The 16,569-nt window shown below is 63.4% G+C and carries 12 protein-coding genes and 4 tRNA genes; 7 read left to right on the forward strand and 9 right to left on the reverse strand.

Translation table 11 applies throughout. The annotated features are described in order from the left end of the window. Positions 1–95: 95 nt before the first annotated feature. Both ABIC75_RS02835 and ABIC75_RS02840 read right to left on the reverse strand, forming a co-directional pair. Positions 96–2,654: a putative bifunctional diguanylate cyclase/phosphodiesterase gene (locus ABIC75_RS02835; RefSeq protein ID WP_354012349.1), complete on the reverse strand. Its 2,559-nt coding sequence runs from the start codon at positions 2,652–2,654 to the stop codon at positions 96–98. 1 nt (position 2,655) lies between these two features. After that, positions 2,656–3,156, reverse strand: a complete 501-nt coding sequence (locus ABIC75_RS02840; protein ID WP_354012350.1) for a hypothetical protein — start codon at positions 3,154–3,156, stop codon at positions 2,656–2,658. A 202-nt stretch (positions 3,157–3,358) separates the two neighbouring features. On the opposite strand from ABIC75_RS02840, the gene ABIC75_RS02845 reads away from it, so the two are divergent. Further along, positions 3,359–5,464, forward strand: a complete 2,106-nt coding sequence (locus tag ABIC75_RS02845) for a 3-hydroxyacyl-CoA dehydrogenase NAD-binding domain-containing protein (protein ID WP_354013055.1) — start codon at positions 3,359–3,361, stop codon at positions 5,462–5,464. A gap of 76 nt (positions 5,465–5,540) precedes the next feature. Here ABIC75_RS02845 and ABIC75_RS02850 read toward each other — a convergent pair whose 3' ends face one another. The 5 genes from ABIC75_RS02850 to ABIC75_RS02870 form a co-directional block, all read right to left on the reverse strand. After that, entirely contained in the window at positions 5,541–6,137 is a 597-nt protein-coding gene (locus tag ABIC75_RS02850) for a DUF2058 domain-containing protein (RefSeq protein ID WP_354012351.1), read from the reverse strand. A 47-nt stretch (positions 6,138–6,184) separates the two neighbouring features. Then, positions 6,185–6,403, reverse strand: coding sequence for a SlyX family protein (locus tag ABIC75_RS02855; RefSeq protein ID WP_354012352.1), 219 nt, complete (start codon positions 6,401–6,403; stop codon positions 6,185–6,187). A gap of 2 nt (positions 6,404–6,405) precedes the next feature. Then, on the reverse strand, positions 6,406–7,743 hold the full coding sequence (locus ABIC75_RS02860) for a UDP-glucose dehydrogenase family protein (protein WP_354012353.1): 1,338 nt from the start codon (positions 7,741–7,743) through the stop codon (positions 6,406–6,408). A 163-nt stretch (positions 7,744–7,906) separates the two neighbouring features. Next, positions 7,907–8,680, reverse strand: a complete 774-nt coding sequence (locus tag ABIC75_RS02865) for an FKBP-type peptidyl-prolyl cis-trans isomerase (RefSeq protein WP_354012354.1) — start codon at positions 8,678–8,680, stop codon at positions 7,907–7,909. 212 nt (positions 8,681–8,892) lie between these two features. Further along, the gene (locus ABIC75_RS02870; protein ID WP_354012355.1) at positions 8,893–10,662 is read right to left on the reverse strand and encodes a cation:proton antiporter; all 1,770 of its coding nucleotides are present in this window, start codon (positions 10,660–10,662) and stop codon (positions 8,893–8,895) included. A gap of 241 nt (positions 10,663–10,903) precedes the next feature. Between ABIC75_RS02870 and ABIC75_RS02875 the strand changes: the two genes are divergently transcribed. The 3 genes from ABIC75_RS02875 (at position 10,904) to ABIC75_RS02885 (ending at position 11,230) form a co-directional block, all read left to right on the forward strand. After that, positions 10,904–10,979 (forward strand) — tRNA-Ala (locus ABIC75_RS02875). Between the two features lie 11 nt (positions 10,980–10,990). Next, positions 10,991–11,066, forward strand: a tRNA-Glu gene (locus tag ABIC75_RS02880). Between the two features lie 87 nt (positions 11,067–11,153). Then, positions 11,154–11,230: transfer RNA gene (locus ABIC75_RS02885), tRNA-Asp, on the forward strand. Positions 11,231–11,325: 95 nt separating this feature from the next. Here ABIC75_RS02885 and ABIC75_RS02890 read toward each other — a convergent pair. Beyond that, entirely contained in the window at positions 11,326–11,832 is a 507-nt protein-coding gene (locus ABIC75_RS02890; protein ID WP_354012356.1) for a DUF1249 domain-containing protein, read from the reverse strand. 32 nt (positions 11,833–11,864) lie between these two features. Continuing rightward, positions 11,865–12,680 carry a posphoenolpyruvate synthetase regulatory kinase/phosphorylase PpsR gene (gene ppsR / locus ABIC75_RS02895; RefSeq protein ID WP_046971621.1) on the reverse strand — a complete coding sequence of 272 codons (816 nt, stop codon included), beginning with the start codon at positions 12,678–12,680 and terminating at the stop codon, positions 11,865–11,867. Positions 12,681–12,913: 233 nt separating this feature from the next. Here ppsR and ppsA point away from each other — a divergent pair, with 233 nt between their 5' ends. From ppsA to ABIC75_RS02910, 3 genes are all read left to right on the forward strand, one after another. Beyond that, entirely contained in the window at positions 12,914–15,286 is a 2,373-nt protein-coding gene (gene ppsA / locus ABIC75_RS02900) for a phosphoenolpyruvate synthase (protein ID WP_354012357.1), read from the forward strand. 158 nt (positions 15,287–15,444) lie between these two features. Beyond that, positions 15,445–16,119, forward strand: coding sequence for a signal peptidase I (lepB, locus tag ABIC75_RS02905; RefSeq protein WP_354012358.1), 675 nt, complete (start codon positions 15,445–15,447; stop codon positions 16,117–16,119). Positions 16,120–16,217: 98 nt separating this feature from the next. Next, positions 16,218–16,307 (forward strand) — tRNA-Ser (locus ABIC75_RS02910). Positions 16,308–16,569: the final 262 nt, after the last annotated feature.

The following is a 16,569-nucleotide window of genomic DNA, read 5'->3' on the forward strand; positions in this document are numbered from 1 at the left end:
CATGACGAAAGGACCACCACCGCCCCGGCAGTGCGGCCCACGGGCGCTTCAGGCGCCCTATCGTGAAGTATGGGGCCCTTCGCGGCCCATGCAAGTCACGCAGCCGTGTCGCTGATGCCGGCAAGCAGGCGTTGGCGCTCCAGCAGCAGCTTTTCGAACACCGGCTGGGGCAGCGGGCGGCAGAACAGGAAGCCCTGCAGCTCGTCGCAGTGGTTGGCGCGCAGGAACTCCATGTGCTGTTCCGTCTCCACGCCTTCGGCCACCACGCCACGCTTGAGGCGATGGGCCATCTCGATGGTGGCGCGCACGATGGCCTCGTCGTCGGGGTCCACGCCGATATTCTTGACGAAGCTCTGGTCGATCTTGATGCGGTCCGCCGGCAGCTTGCGCAGGTAGTCGAGCGAGGCAGCACCGGTGCCGAAGTCGTCGATGGCGATGCGCACGCCCAGTCGATGCAGGCCCTGCAGGTTCTCCACCAGGTTGGGCGCCGCCTTGATGCTGATGCTTTCGGTGATCTCCATTTCCAGCAGGTTGGCCTCCAGCCCGCTCTCGTCGAGCGCGGCGGACACAATCTCCAGCAGATTGGGCTGCATCAGCTGCACCGCAGAGAGATTCACGCCCAGCCGCAGGCCCAGGCCGAAACGGCGCTCCCATTCCTGCGCATGCCGGCAAGCGGCGCGCAGCACCCATTCGCCGATGGAAACGATCAGGCCTGTTTCCTCCGCCAGCGGAATGAAGAAGCCGGGGCCGATGAAGCCGAGTTCGGGATGCTCCCAGCGAACCAGCGCCTCCATGCCCACGATGTCTTCGGTGACGGCATCCACCTGCGGTTGATAGAACACGCGCAGTTCGCCCTTGTGCTCCGCGTGGCGCAGGCCGGACTTCAGCGCGAGGTTCTGCTGCTGGGACTGCTCGGCACTGCCCTCGAAGATCTGGTAGTTGTTGCGGCCCAGGCTCTTGGCGGCGTACATCGCCTCGTCGGCGTGCTTGAGCAGCGTGTCGGCGTCGGGCGCGTCATCGGGGAAGAAGCTCACACCGATGGATGCGGTGACCTGCAACTCCGTGCCGTCGTCGATGCGCAGCGGCGCGCCCATCACCTGCACGATCTTTTCGGCGATGCGCAGCACGTCTTCGTTCTTCACGATGTGGCGCAGGATCACTACGAATTCGTCGCCGGCATAACGGGCCACGGTATCGGAGGCCCGCACGCTGCCGCGCAGGCGCTGCGTGGTGGTGAGCAACACCTGGTCGCCCACGGCATGGCCCAGCGTGTCATTGATGGTCTTGAAGCGATCCAGGTCGACGAACAGCAGCGCGAAGCATTCGCCGGTGCGGTTGGCTTCGCGAATGACCGTATCGAGTCGGTCGTTGAACAGCAGTCGATTGGGCAAGCCGGTAAGCGCGTCGAGCAAACCTTCGGCACGGCCTTGCTCACGCGTGTGCCGCAACTCGATGGCGTGCGCGAAGCGCGACGCCGCACAACGCAGCACCGGCTGCACGATGGCGAGCGACGGCAGCGGTTGACGGGTGCCGACCAGCAAGGCACCCAACACGGTGCGCCGCTCGTCCTGCAACGGCCATCCCGCGAAACCCGCCAGGCCCAGCTGCGCCAGCAAGGGATCCATCGGCGCCAACCGACCCGCGTCGGATTGATGCAGCATCGCCTGGCCCGACAGCACCAGACGCAACGAACTTTGCAGATGCGGACCCGGCCAAAGCTGCTCGTCGCCGCGCCAGTACTGCACGAGCTGCACGGGTGCGCCACCCTCGTCGGGACGAGCCGACCACACGGCGACGTAATCCAGGCCCATGTCTTCGAACAACAGGCGCGCGGCCTCGGCGATGCCTTCGTCGCCGCTACCCGAACCGAACATGCGCGCCAGCAACGCCAGCGCCACTTCGGCGCGCGCACTGGCCCGGTCGCTGCGGAACATCAGCGCCACGGCATCGCGACCGGCGTGATTGACCGCCCGCGCACTCGCCTCGCCGGAGTCACCGCCGCGCGACGAGCGTCGGCGTCCCGGGTGCCACTGGCGCGAACCTTCGGCAATCACCTGTTCGACGGTCGATTCGGTGAAAGCCAGGATGTCCTTGATCGGACGGCCGCGCAGTTCGTGATCACCCAGACCGCTGTTGCGCGCTACGGCGGGGCTGTAATCGACCAACTGGCCGCGGGCCGGGTCCACGATCAACCACTCGCTATCTACTTCGTCGAAGGCAAAACGGTAGTCGCCGCCACTCGTTGGCGCCTGGCCTTCCAGGCCCTCCGATCGCACGGCCATGCGGTGCACGCGCTGCCAGCGCGAAAGCAGCTCGTGTTCGATCTGCGAGGCATACAGCCAGTCGGCAATGCCCGCGGGCAGCACGTTAGGCTTGAGCACGGCGTTGTCGTCAAGCACTGCAAGAATGGGAGCGCCGATGCATGCCGGCACGCCGCGCAGCACCTCGATGCCCGCCATGCCTTCGCGGCCGTCGCCTTCGAACACGATGACGATCAAAGCCAGCGGCGGGCGGCCTTCCAGCAGGATGCCCGCGTGCGTGGCGTCGCGCGCGGAATGGACGACGAAATGCCCGTCACGGTCGAACGTGTCGAACAGGGACCGACGCAGCTCACGCTGCGCCGCGACGACGAGAATGCCAGCAGGACTCGCCATGTCAGAGCATCCAGCGGCCGTCGCGCAGACGCGGACGTTGCGCCGGCTTGGGCTGGCAGCTCAGGCGCACCAGCACATCGTTGAAACTGGACACGAGTGACTCCGGCGGATCGAGCACCACCACGCGCCGGACATGGCTTGCCGTGGCGCGCGCCAGCTGGCGCAACAGCGTGGCATCGGCCATGGGCAATGGCAGCGGCAGCCGCTGCAGCAGGTAGATGCCGAAGTGATTGCTCTGCAACATGTAGCGCAGGGCGATATTGAGGCGTTGCGATCCGGGCAGGCTGACATGCTCTTCGCGCAGGTTGCCCAGCCCCAGTTCCGGATTCCACAGATACACCGCCTGCCCGCTCCGACGTACCAGCGGGCGAAGTTGGGCGAGCAGGCCAACCTCCTCGCCGCCATCGAGCGCAATCAAATTGCCTCGAGCCGCCAGGATGCGCTCGAGGATCTCAGCGCCGTCCTGGGTAGGGCTGGCGGGGGTGGCGATGGACGTATTCATTCCGACCTAAATTACGTGTTCTGCGGCGATTCGCATAGGGAGGAACCAAGCCTCGCCGGAAACCGCGGCCCGTTTCATGCGGCAGCGCACAGCTCGGGTTTTTACGGGGTGTTCATCCGCTCGCGGGCGACCCGTGCTTGTCTCGCAATCCTCGCTACGGGAGGGTATGGTGGAGCGCTTCGTGGCCACCCTCTTTATCCCCATGTTCGAAGGATTGCGCTTCAATCATTGGAAGACGAGCCTGGACGACAGCGGCATCGTGACCCTGTCCCTCGACCGCGCCGGCAGCAACGTCAACGCCATCTCGCGCGATGTGCTGGATGAACTAGGCCAGATCGTGGAACGCCTGGCCATCGAGAAACCGGCCGGCGTGCTGATCCATTCGGCCAAGCCGTTCGGTTTTGCGGTGGGCGCGGACATCAAGGAGTTCGTTACCTATGCCCAGCAGGGCACGGTGCTGGAGAACATCGAGAACGGTCAGCGCGTCTATGAGTCGCTGGCCCGCCTGCCCTGTCCCACCGTGGCGGCCATCCATGGCGCCTGCATGGGCGGCGGCACCGAATTGATCCTGGCCTGTCGCCAGCGCATCGCCGCCGACGATGACAAGACCCGCATCGGCCTTCCCGAAGTGATGCTCGGCATCCATCCGGGCTGGGGCGGCACGGCACGGCTGCCGCGGCTGATCGGCGCCACCGATGCCCTGCCCGTCATGCTTACTGGCAAGGCCTTGTCGGCCAAGCGTGCGTTGGCACTGGGCGTGGTCGACCGGCTTGCGCCTCCCGCCGAATTGCTGGCCGAGGCGCGCGCCCTGTTGCGTCGCCCGCATGTGCGCCCATTCGCGCTGCGCGCCAAGGCCTGGGCCACCAACACCTGGCTGGCCCGGCAATTCCTCGCGCCGATGGTCATCAAACAGACGGCCGCCAAGGTACGCAAGGAACATTATCCCGCACCGTTCGCGCTGATCGATGTGTGGAAACGCGGCGGCGCCAGCATCCAGCAACGTCTCCGCCTGGAAGCGCGCTCGGTAGCCAAGCTGGCCGAAACGTCGACCGCACAGAACCTCATCCGCATCTTCTTCCTGCAGGAGCGCATGAAGAGCCAGGGCAGCGGGATCGATCACGGCATCAAGCATGTGCACGTTGTCGGTGCCGGCGTCATGGGCGGCGACATCGCGGCGTGGGCCGCCTTCAAAGGCTTCGAGGTCACGCTGCAGGACCGCGAGATGAAGTTCATCCAGCCTGCGCTGGATCGTGCCCGCCAGCTGTATGAAAAGAAGCTCAAGACGGCCGACAAGGTGGAAGCCACCGTTCGCCGCCTGCGTGCCGATGTCGAAGGCAAGGGCGTGGCCACGGCCGACCTCGCCATCGAGGCGATCTATGAGAATGCCGACGCGAAGAAAGCGCTGTACACGACCATCGAACCGCAGTTCCAATCCAACGAGCTGCTCGCCACCAACACCTCTAGCATTCCGCTGGATGAACTTCGCGTGGGCCTGAAGGCGCCGCAGCGATTCCTCGGCCTGCACTTTTTCAATCCGGTCGCGCAGATGCCGCTGGTGGAAGTGGTGCGCCACGACCAGCTTAACGCCGATGCCGAAAAGCGCGCGCTCGCCTTCTGCAAGGCCATCGGCAAATTGCCGGTGGCCGTGAAGGGCACGCCGGGCTTCCTGGTCAATCGCATCCTCATGCCTTACCTGCTCGAATCGATGCGCCTGTACAGCGAAGGCGTGCCTGGCCCGGTGCTCGACAAGGAAGCGAAGAAGTTCGGCATGCCGATGGGGCCAATCGAGCTGGCCGATACGGTGGGCCTGGATGTGTGCGCCTCGGTCGGCAAGGAGCTCGCGCCCTTCCTCGGCCTGGAATTGCCGCCCGGCCTTGAAGACAAACTCGCCGCCGGCAAGCGCGGCAAGAAGGACGGCCAGGGCATCTATGTGTGGCAGGACGGCAAGCCGCAGAAACCGGAAGTCGATCCGGACTACGCGGTACCGGCCGACCTGCAGGACCGCATGATTCTTCCCATGGTCAACGAAGCCGTGGCCTGCCTGGCGGACCAGGTTGTCGACGATGCGGACCTGCTCGATGCCGGCGTGATCTTCGGCACCGGCTTCGCCCCGTTCCGTGGCGGCCCGATCCAATACGTGCGCAGCGAAGGCGCGACCGTGGTGAAAGGCAAGCTGGAGCGACTCGCACAGCGTTATGGCGAGCGCTTTACGCCCAAGAACGGCTGGGACCTACCGACCCTCGCCAAGAGCGGTTTCGAAGTGCCTACGAGTGACGCACCGTCACAAGGCTCCAACGACGACGCCTGATCGGCACTCGCCTTCGCAACGCAAAACGCCCGGCCTGAGCCGGGCGTTTTCTTTGGCGACGACGAAACCGATCACATCACCACATCAAGTCGTCCGGCACGCCGTCTTCGCCGACACCGCCCGCACTGCCCGGCTCCACCAGCAACCCGATCTGGTTCGCATCGATGGCCTTCACCTGCTCGGCGAGCTCGCGCGTCACCACCAGGTAACGCCCCTGCTGCTGCACCACGCCCAACTCGCCGGCATTGATGGCCTTGAGCTGATCGGCGTCGACATGCACGCGACGAATCTTTCCGCCATATTCGAAGTGGCGAACATGGTCGACGTCGGGCTTGTTCAACGTCTTGCCCTCCAGCAACTGCTGGATCTTGAGCTTGCGCTCGCGACGAACACGCGCCTCTTCGGCCGCTGCCTGCTCGGCACGCTTGCGCTCGTTCGCCTCGGTTTGCGCACGAATGGCGTAAGCCTTGGCCAGGTCGATTTCCTCCTGGCTCTTGGGCGCCGAAGGTTTGCCATGCGGCTTGTGCTGGCCCGGCTTGCCGCCCTTGGACGGCGAACCGCCGTGGCGTTGCTGGAACGGCTTGGCACCGGGCGGCGCCGAAGGGCGCTTTTCTTCGCGGACCTGTTTGACGATGCCACTCTTGAGCAGCTGATCGCGCAGGGAATCGGCCATGGTTGAAACTCGCTTGCTGTGCTGCTGTTACGAAAAGTGGGCGTCGATCAATAATGCGGCGGCGGCGGCTCGCTGTGCGGATCGTGTCCTTGCGAGCTGCGCAACGAAGACAACTCGCTGCGCAATCCGCGAATGACATCCTCCAGCGCGGCCAGACGCATCGACAGCTCCGCATCGGCGGAGGCCAGTGCGTTCACCGTGTCATCGACAAAGGTGAGTCGCACTTCGAGCTCCGTCAATCGCTGCTGCAAGGATTCGTCCGCCATGCTCACTGCCTCAGGCTGCGGCCGCGACCGATACCGTAGTACGCCAGGCCCGCTTCTTCCACCGCCACCGGATCGTAGAGATTGCGGCCATCGAACACCGCCGGCTCCGTGAGCATGCTGCGGATGCGCGCGAAATCCGGGCTGCGGAAGGCTTTCCATTCGGTCACGATGGCGAGCACGTCGGCACCTTCCAACGCTTTATAGGCGCTATCGCACAGCGCCAGATCATCGCGGTCGCCGTAGATGCGATGCGTTTCGTGGCGTGCCTCGGGATCGAACGCGCGCACCATGGCACCCGCCTTCCACAAGGCCTCCATCAGGTTGCGGCTCGAGGCCTCGCGCATGTCGTCGGTGTTCGGCTTGAAGGCCAGGCCCCACAACGCAATGGTCTTGCCCGCGAGTTCGCCGTTGAAGTGCCGCGAAATCAGGTCGAACAGCTTGGTCTTCTGATCGTGGTTGACCGACTCCACCGCGCCTAGCAAACGGGCGTTGTAGCCGACGCCGCGCGCCGTGCGTTCCAGCGCCTGCACGTCCTTGGGGAAGCACGAACCGCCGTAGCCGGCGCCCGGATAGATGAAGTGATAGCCGATGCGCGGATCCGAACCGATGCCCTGGCGCACCAGCTCCACGTCCGCACCCACGCGCTCGGCGATGTTGGCGATCTCGTTCATGAAGCTGATCTTGGTGGCGAGCATCGCGTTGGCCGCGTACTTGGTCAGCTCGGCGGAACGCTCGTCCATCACCACGGTACGCTCATGGTTACGATTGAATGGTGCATACAACTTGCGCAACACGCCGATCGCCCGCTCGCTGGAGCTGCCAATAACGATACGGTCAGGGCGCAGGCAATCCTCCACCGCGTCACCTTCCTTCAGAAATTCCGGATTGGACACCACGTCGAACTCGACTGAGGCACCGCGCTTGGCAAGTTCGTCGGCGATCGCGTCGCGCACGCGGTCGGCCGTGCCCACAGGTACCGTCGACTTGTTCACGACCACCGTGTAGCGATCCATGTGCTGTCCGATCGTGCGAGCCACGCCGAGCACATACTTGAGGTCCGCGCTGCCGTCTTCGTCCGGCGGCGTGCCCACGGCGATGAACACCACCTGCCCATGCGCAATGCCCGGCGCGGGATCCGTGGTGAAGTCCAGCTGTCCGCTCGCGTGATTGCGTTTGACGATGGGCTCCAGGCCCGGCTCATAAATGGGGATGTCGCCGTTTTTCAGGCGCTCGACCTTGCCTGCATCGATATCGACGCAGACCACGTGGTTGCCCATTTCAGCTAAGCAGGCGCCGGTGACCAAACCCACGTAACCGGTGCCGAAGATCGTGACCTTCATTGTCGTGAAAACTCCAGAAGACAGAAGGCGGGATTCTAACAGCCCGATAGTGGCCACGGTTGCAGGGAAGACCCATGCCGCGACGAATAGCCGCCCGCTACAAAAGACACGGGGCGCGAATTGCTTCGCGCCCCGTGGGTATTTCAACCAGCTCTCGCCGCGATTACTTTGCGCCGCCAGCCTGCTCGCCAGCCGGCGTCGGGCCGGTCTTGACCAGGGTGACGTCGAAGATGATCGTCGCATTCGGCGGGAAGCCGTTCTGCGGCTGGGCGCCGTAGGCGATGTTCGACGGGATGAAGAACTTGTAGTGACCGCCGACCTGCATCAGCTGCATGCCTTCGCGGAAGCCCGGGATCACGCCGGCGAGCGGGATGGAAGCGGCGCCGCCGCCTTCATGCTTGGCCGAATCGTCGAACACTTCGCCGTTCACGAACGAACCGACGTAGTTGACCTGCACGGTGTCGCTCGGACCCGGACGAGCACCGGTACCCTGGCTGATCACCTGATACTGCAGACCCGAAGCGGTGGTCTTCACGCCAGCGGCGGTCTTGTTCTTGGCCAGGAACGCAGCGCCTTCGGTCTGGTTCTTGGAGGCCACCTGGGTGTACTCAGCCTTGGCCTTGGCCTGCAGGTTGGCCACGAACGCGTCGCGGACCTGCTTGGCTTCGGCTTCGCTCATGGTCGGCTTCTGGCCCGACAGGGCGGACTGCAGGGCGCGAGCCACGGTGGCCGGATCCACTTCCTCGCGGACCAGCGGCGGCAGCGAGCTGGCCAGGTCCCAACCGACCACGTAGCTGGCTTTGGTCTTGTCGACCGCAGCCGGAGCCGCAGCCGGGGCGGCTGCGGGCTTCGCGGCCTGTGCGTGCACGCCAGCGGTCATGCCCAGAGCAACAGCGAGCGCGGCCGCCGTCAGCGTGGGACGCAGAAAATGCTTCATGTAGAACTCCCTCGTATTTGGATGTGCCGGCGCTACCGGACTTAAGCCCCCCCGATGGAGGCAGGCCCCGCATTGTGCGGTGCTTGCTAAGTCTTGGCAACGATAGTGGGCCTATGACCGTCAGTCGTGATTAAAAGTTCACATTTCGGCAAAAACCGCGGTTTTTTACGAATTTTCCACATCCGATCCGCTTCACCTACGCTCCCTAGCGGTCACCCATGTCCGTCGTCGGAGCGCCCCGGCTTGTCCAGCGTGTCGCGCAAGGCCGCCTGCAGGCGCGCATGCACCTGCACCAGGCCACGCCACAGCAGCCACGCCAGCAGCAACAAGACGAGCACCAGGACGATCGCCACCTCGCGCGGCGGGAGGATGGTCGAGGCCAATGCCGCCACCAGCAGTCCGAGCACCCACATAGTGACCAGCGGGATGAAGCGCGCCAGGATGCTGCGGATGTGCATGTTGTAGGCACCGCCGATGCGCTCGGGAATGCTCAGCTCCGCCAGCAACATGCCGAGCGCCGAGGCTTTGCGGTACGCCGCCACGATCATCGGCAATGAGATGAGGGCTGCGATCGACCACGCCAGGCTGCGTTTCACCTGCGGGCTCTCGGCCAGGAAATCCCAATGGAAGAAGCCGCGGCGATAGAGATACGACATGATCAGGAACGCGGCGACCACCAGCATCATGTTGATGATGACGTGCCACACCAGGCGCCGGATCATCTTCGCCACTACCGCGCCCTGCCCGCTCAGACTGAGATTACCCATCCACTCCGTATAGGCACCCAACAATCCAATCAGGCTTTTGGGCATTCGGCGCGAAAGTGTGCTCGCCAGCGGATCCGAGGCGCGAATGAGGTACGGCGTGAGGAAGGTGGTAATGGCCGACACAGCCACCGCCACGGGATAGAGGAAGCCGCTGGTCACCTTGAGCGTGAGGCCGAGCGAGGCGATCACGAAAGAGAACTCGCCGATCTGCGCCAGGCCCATGCCCACGCGCAACGACGTACGACCGTCATTGCCCGCCACGAACGTGCCGAAGCTGCAGGTAATGACCTTGCCCAACACCACCACCGTCGTCACCACGATGATGGGCAGCCAATATTCCTTGAGCATCGCCGGGTCGATCAGCATGCCGATGGCGACGAAGAAGATCGCGCTGAACATGTCCCGCACGGGTCCAATGATGCGCTCGATCCGCTCCACACTCTGCGATTCGCCCACGATAGCGCCAATCATGAAGGCGCCCAGCGCCACGCTGTAACCCATCTCGGTCACCAGCAGGCAGAAGCCGAAACACAGGCCCAGCACGGCAACGAGCAGCACGTCGTCACGGCTCACGCGTGCGATGTAGTCCACCACGCGCGGCACCAGCAAAAGCCCCACCACCAGCGACACCGCCATGAAAAGCGTGAGCCTTCCCACCGCCGCCATCGCCTCGCTCGCCTCCAGGCCGCCGGTACTCGCGATGCCCGTCAGCAACGCCATCAGCACAATGGCGATCACGTCCTCGATGATCAGGATGCCGAACATCAACTGCGCGAAGCGCTCGCGCTTCAGATCCAGATCGTCCAGCGCCTTCATGATGATGGTGGTCGAAGACATCGAAAGCATGGCGCCGAGGAACAGCGCATCCATCGACGTCCAGCCAAAGAAGCGACCGATTTCGTAGCCGAGCCACAGCATCAACACGATTTCGCACACCGCCGCCACCAGCGCGGCGCCGCCCACCTCGCGCAGCTTTTTCAGGCTGAATTCCAGGCCCAGGGCAAACAGCAGAAGGATCATGCCGAGCTCGGACAAGGTGCGGATGGTCTGCTCGTCGTGGATGAACACCACGGGAAACGTATAAGGGCCGACCAGCACGCCGGCGATGATGTATCCGAGTACGACTGGCTGACGCAGCCGCTGAAAAATCACCGTCGTCAGGCCCGCGATCAACATGACGGTCGCGAGGTCCTGGATGAAGTGCAAATCGTGCATCAATGAAATCCGTCGGAGCGTCTCGCAAGACTAACAATCGCACACGCGATACACAGCCCCACGTCGCGAAGACGGTCGTTTGCACAGCACGAAGCGCGTTTGCACCGCAGCCGCTAGAAAGCCGCGTTCACGTAACTGCTTGTTGTGATTCATTCGTGAAGAAAAGTTGAAAAATTTTCGCAACGAACGCTTGACGAAATCGCCAACCCTATCTATTCTTTCGGGCTTCCAGAGGCACAACGGGGCCATAGCTCAGCTGGGAGAGCGCCTGCATGGCATGCAGGAGGTCGGCGGTTCGATCCCGCCTGGCTCCACCAAAATTAGATACGTCCCCATCGTCTAGAGGCCTAGGACATCACCCTTTCACGGTGGCGACCGGGGTTCGAATCCCCGTGGGGACGCCACTCTAACGGCAAACCGGATTCCGGCGCAGCGGTAAGAGTGGTCAAGGATGAAATCTGTTGGTGTAGTACTGGAAGCAGTAAAAATGTGGAGCGGTAGTTCAGTCGGTTAGAATGCTGGCCTGTCACGCCGGAGGTCGCGGGTTCGAGTCCCGTCCGCTCCGCCACTTTACGAAGAGCCCGCCCTTTGGCGGGTTTTTTGTTGCCTTGGGAAAAGACACGGCCTCGTCGAGGCGGCCTCTGCCACCACCTGAACGCGCCTTCACACTTCCGTGGAAAGCCCCGGCAAGGCAGCGTCTGGCGACGAATTCCCCACCCGCTCCAGCGTCCCTTTCGAGTGTCCCTGCTCCGCCAGGTATTCCAGCCAGCGGGAGAGAAACCCGTTCATGCGCAGCCGGTGCTGCAGCACCGTATTGGCTGGCGGAAACGGCCCGAGCACCTGCCAGAGGTGCCGTCCCGGATGGCAGTGCAAGGCTTCGGCCACATGCGCATCGGTGTACATGCGCAACTGTGCCGATGGCGATGGCTGGCCGGTGTGCGCATCCACGAAGTTGTAGGTGAGCTCCAGCTCCAGCGTGTATGGATGACGTTCCTGCACCTGCAGCCGTACATCAAGACCATCGTCCACGCTGGACAGATAGAACCCCGGCGGCAACTCCTGCGGCGCAAACAACCGGACCAGCCGGTGGTAGTTCTCGGCATAGAGCCCCATCAGGAAGCCGAAGCGTCCCGGCAGCAAAGCCTGGCGGCTATCCAGTACGGCACTCATGGGCGGTGGGCACTCCTGCTACTAACCAGTACTTAGAACATGGTCCGCTCGATACCGAAGCGGTCGAAGATCTTGCTCGCAATCTCCTCGATGGAGACATGCGTGGTGTTGAGGCTGGGAATGCTCTCCCGACGCATCAGCTTCTCGGCCTGCGCCAATTCCCAGCGGCACTGCTCCAGCGTCGCATAACGGCTGCCGGCGCGCCGCTGTTCACGGATCTGCGCCAGCCGCATCGGATCGATGGTGAGACCGAACAGCCGATCCTTGTAGGGGCGCAGTCGCGCCGGCAGTTCTAGTTTGTCCAGGTCGTCGTCGGTCAGAGGGTAATTGGCGGCACTCACGCCGTAATGCAAGGCCATGTAGAGGCAGGTGGGCGTCTTGCCGGAACGCGATACGCCCACCAGGATCAGGTCGGCTTGCGCATAGTCCACATCGATACCGTCATCATGTGACAGCGCGTAGTTCGTGGCGTTGATGCGCGCCTCGTATTTGTCGAAGTCCACCAGGCCGTGCGAGCGATTCACCGCGCCCGAACGCTTGGCGCCCAGCTCGTCCTCCAGCGGACCAATGAACGGGGCGAACACGTCCAGCATCAAGCCGCCGCTTTCGGCCACGATCTCGCACAGCTCGCGCGAGGCCATGGTGTTGACCACGATGGGACGCTCGCCGGTTTGCGCGTAGCGGGTCTTGATGCGCAGCGCCGCCGCCTCGGCTTTTTGGGCGTCGTCGATGAAGGGCAAGCGGTGCTTGTCGAACTGCACCCCTTCAAACTGGGCCAAAATACTGTTGCCGATGGTTTCCGCCGTAATACCAGTGGAATCGGAGATATAAAAAACGGTTCGCTGCATGGCTAATCCAAAGTCCCTGGTGGTTCTTGGCCACCACCTTAGCGCAACGTGAAAAGCCTGTCTTTGCTTGACTCACAGCTGACTGGTATGCAGCTGGCGCTGGTTTTCACCGGAATGGTCTTCTTGTGCTTTGCACCATCGGCAGCGGACAATACCAGTTCTTTGTAACCCGATTTCATCCGAAACCGGGACAAGCCTGCTTCTGAAACCTACGAGCTCTCGAGGAGACTCCCTTGAACGATCTGGTGCTTTGGCTCGACACGCTGCGCATGACCGACCTGGGCAAGGTCGGCGGCAAGAATGCGTCGCTCGGCGAGATGATCGGCAATCTCGCCAAACTCGGCGTGTCCGTGCCCGGTGGTTTCGCCACCACCGCTGACGCGTTCCAGCAGTACCTCGACAAGAGCGGCGTGGCCAAGCGCATCCAGCAGCGCCTGGCCTCGCTCGACGTGGATGACGTGATGGCGCTCACCGCCGCGGGCAAGGAAATCCGCGAATGGGTGACCGAGACGCCGCTGCCGGCCGATCTCGACAACGCCATCCGCAACGCCTACGCCAAGCTCTGCAAAGACGCAGGCGCCGAGAACATTGCCGTCGCCGTGCGCTCTTCCGCCACCGCTGAAGATCTTCCCGACGCTTCGTTCGCCGGCCAGCAGGAAACCTTCCTCAACGTGGTCGGCATCGAGGACGTGCTGCACAAGGTGAAGGAAGTCTTCGCCTCGCTCTACAACGACCGCGCCATCGCCTATCGCGTGCACCAGGGCTTCAAGCACGAAGACGTGTTCCTTTCCGCTGGCGTGCAATTGATGGTGCGCTCGGACGTGGGTGCGTCGGGCGTGCTGTTCACGCTGGACACCGAATCGGGTTTCCGCGACGTGGTGTTCGTCACCGGCTCGTACGGCCTGGGCGAAATGGTCGTGCAGGGTGCAGTCAATCCCGATGAGTTCTACGTGTTCAAGCCCACGTTGAAGGCTGGCAAGCCGGCCGTGCTGCGCCGCAGCCTCGGCGCCAAGCAGCAGCGCATGGTGTATTCGGACAAACCCGGCGAGCGCGTGCGCATCGAAGAAACGCCCGCCCAACTGCGCAACAAGTTCTGCATCACCGACGAGGACGTGCAGGAACTGGCCAAGCAGGCGCTGGTCATCGAGAAGCACTACGACCGCCCCATGGACATCGAGTGGGCGAAGGACGGCAACACCGGCAAGCTCTACATCGTGCAGGCCCGTCCGGAAACGGTGAAGTCGCGCGCACACGCCACGCAGCTTGAGCGCTTCCATCTGAACGAGAAAGGCAAGGTGCTGGCCGAGGGTCGCGCCATCGGCCAGAAGATCGGTTCCGGCAAGGCGCGCGTGATCCGCTCGCTGGCCGACATGAACAAGGTGCAGCCGGGTGATGTACTCATCGCCGACATGACCGATCCCGATTGGGAACCAGTGATGAAACGCGCCGCCGCCATCGTCACCAACCGCGGCGGCCGCACTTGCCATGCGGCCATCATCGCGCGTGAGCTGGGCGTCCCGGCTGTCGTCGGCACGGGCAACGCGCTCGACACCATTCCCGATGGCACCGAAGTCACCGTCTCCTGCGCCGAAGGCGACACCGGCACGATTTACCAGGGCCTGCTGAAATTCGATCGCGTGACCGCCGACCTGGGCGACATGCCCGAGGCACCACTCAAGATCATGATGAACGTGGCCAACCCTGAGCGCGCGTTCGACTTCGGCATGCTGCCGAACGCCGGCATCGGCCTGGCGCGTCTCGAAATGATCATCGCCAGCCACATCGGCGTGCATCCGAAAGCGCTGCTGGAATATGCCAAGCAAGACGCCGAGACCAAGAAGAAGATCGACGAGCGCATGGCCGGCTATGCCGACCCGGTGTCGTTCTACGTCGATCGCCTGGCGGAAGGCATCGCTACCATCGCGGCATCGGTGTATCCCAAGCCGGTGATCGTGCGCCTGTCCGACTTCAAGTCGAACGAATACGCCGGTCTCATCGGTGGCTCGCGTTACGAGCCGCATGAAGAGAACCCGATGATCGGCTACCGCGGCGCCAGCCGTTACGTCGACCCGGGCTTCGCCGAGTCGTTCGGCCTGGAGTGCAAGGCCGTCAAGCGCGTGCGCGAAGTGATGGGCCTGGACAACGTGTGGGTAATGATTCCCTTCGTGCGCACGCTGGGCGAAGGCCGCAAGGTCATCGAGGTGCTGGCGAAGAACGGCCTCAAGCAGCGCGAGAACGACCTCAAGATCATCATGATGTGCGAGGTGCCGTCCAACGCGCTGCTCGCCGATGAGTTCCTCGACATCTTCGACGGCTTCTCCATCGGCTCCAACGATCTCACCCAGCTCACGCTGGGCCTGGACCGCGACTCGAGCATCGTCGCCAACCTGTTCGACGAGCGCGATCCGGCGGTGAAGAAGCTACTTGCCCTCGCCATCAAGACAGCACGTGAGAAGGGCAAGTACGTGGGCATCTGCGGTCAGGGCCCGTCCGATCACCCGGACCTTGCCGAGTGGCTGATGGATCAGGGCATCGAGTCTGTGTCGCTCAATCCGGACACCGTGGTGGATACCTGGCTGCGCCTGGCCAAGCGCAAGGCCGCGTAAATCCATCGACGTATGCGTGACCCGAAGGGCGGTGGCAGCACCGCCCTTTCTTTTTCTGCTGACCGCGGCCTCATGCGCGCCCTTGCCTGCTCACGCAGACGGGAAACTAAAGGCCCGGGACGAGGTCCACAGAGCATCGCGACCAGAGGGGCACGTCCATGCAACGACTCACCAGGCTGCTGGCGAACAACAAGGGCTTCCTGACCTTCATGCTCTGCATGTTCATGTTCCGCAGCGCCGTCGCGGACTGGAACGTGGTTCCCACCGGCTCCATGCAGCCGACCATCGAAATCGGCGACCGCATCGTGGTCGACAAGGCCGCCTACGACCTCCGCGTGCCGTTCACGCACCTCTCACTGGTCCATCGCGCCGACCCGCAGCGTGGCGACATCGTGGTGCTGGATTCCAGCGCGGCGGGCGAGCGTCTCGTCAAACGCGTCATTGGCGTGCCCGGCGACCAGATCGCCCTGGTGCAGAACCACCTGTATGTGAATGGCAAAGCGGCCGATTACCACCTCACCCAAGTCAACGGAATCCGCGACGATCGCGAAGACCCTGCCCTTTACGCCGTGGAAGACTCGGGCAGCCGGCCTCACGTCGTGCGCTGGTCGATGGCAGCACAAGGGCACACGCGTGATTTCGGCCCCGTCACCGTACCCACCGGCCAGTACCTGCTCCTGGGCGACAACCGCGACAACAGCGCTGACTCGCGTTATTTCGGCTTTTTTCCGCGCAACGAGATCACCGGCCGCGCCACCCGCGTCGCACTCTCATTGGATCCGGGCAATCATTACCTGCCCCGAAGCGACCGCTGGGGCACCGCGCTGCGCTAGTCGATGACGTTCGCGTGGAGAAATACCTCCAAACCCATTGCCAGCCACCCCGTCACCACGTAAAATCGCCGGCTCGCGTGGACCACACGCACATCTTTGGAGAGGTGGCAGAGTGGTCGAATGTACCTGACTCGAAATCAGGCGTACGTGTAAGCGTACCGTGGGTTCGAATCCCACCCTCTCCGCCAGAAAAGCAAAACGCCCCCTCGTGGGGCGTTTTGCTTTTCTGAAGGTGATGGCGGGGACGAGAACCCACCGGTTCGACAAATTTGCCAGGAGCAAATTTGGACAGCCGCAGGCTGGCCCCGTAGCGCATAGCGCGAAGGGGTCAGGGCCATGGATGGCCCTGACAATCACACCCCATCACGCTGCGACGCCTCTGCTCGAGAAGCATCAGCGCATCACAAACCCCACATACTTCTTTACGCATTCATCCCCAATCCGTCATGC

This window comes from Dyella japonica (assembly GCF_040545895.1).
Taxonomy (GTDB): domain Bacteria; phylum Pseudomonadota; class Gammaproteobacteria; order Xanthomonadales; family Rhodanobacteraceae; genus Dyella; species Dyella japonica_D.

Excerpts from the sequence above, each read along its gene's own strand:
- ABIC75_RS02865 (WP_354012354.1), bottom strand. The coding sequence starts at position 8,680 with ATGAAGCATTTTCTGCGTCCCACGCTGACGGCGGCCGCGCTCGCTGTT.
- ABIC75_RS02870 (WP_354012355.1), bottom strand. The coding sequence starts at position 10,662 with ATGCACGATTTGCACTTCATCCAGGACCTCGCGACCGTCATGTTGATC.
- ABIC75_RS02850 (WP_354012351.1), bottom strand. The coding sequence starts at position 6,137 with ATGGCCGATTCCCTGCGCGATCAGCTGCTCAAGAGTGGCATCGTCAAA.
- ABIC75_RS02835 (WP_354012349.1), bottom strand. The coding sequence starts at position 2,654 with ATGGCGAGTCCTGCTGGCATTCTCGTCGTCGCGGCGCAGCGTGAGCTG.
- ABIC75_RS02860 (WP_354012353.1), bottom strand. The coding sequence starts at position 7,743 with ATGAAGGTCACGATCTTCGGCACCGGTTACGTGGGTTTGGTCACCGGC.
- ABIC75_RS02840 (WP_354012350.1), bottom strand. The coding sequence starts at position 3,156 with ATGAATACGTCCATCGCCACCCCCGCCAGCCCTACCCAGGACGGCGCT.
- ABIC75_RS02845 (WP_354013055.1), top strand. The coding sequence starts at position 3,359 with ATGTTCGAAGGATTGCGCTTCAATCATTGGAAGACGAGCCTGGACGAC.
- ppsR (WP_046971621.1), bottom strand. The coding sequence starts at position 12,680 with ATGCAGCGAACCGTTTTTTATATCTCCGATTCCACTGGTATTACGGCG.
- ABIC75_RS02890 (WP_354012356.1), bottom strand. The coding sequence starts at position 11,832 with ATGAGTGCCGTACTGGATAGCCGCCAGGCTTTGCTGCCGGGACGCTTC.
- lepB (WP_354012358.1), top strand. The coding sequence starts at position 15,445 with ATGCAACGACTCACCAGGCTGCTGGCGAACAACAAGGGCTTCCTGACC.
- ABIC75_RS02855 (WP_354012352.1), bottom strand. The coding sequence starts at position 6,403 with ATGGCGGACGAATCCTTGCAGCAGCGATTGACGGAGCTCGAAGTGCGA.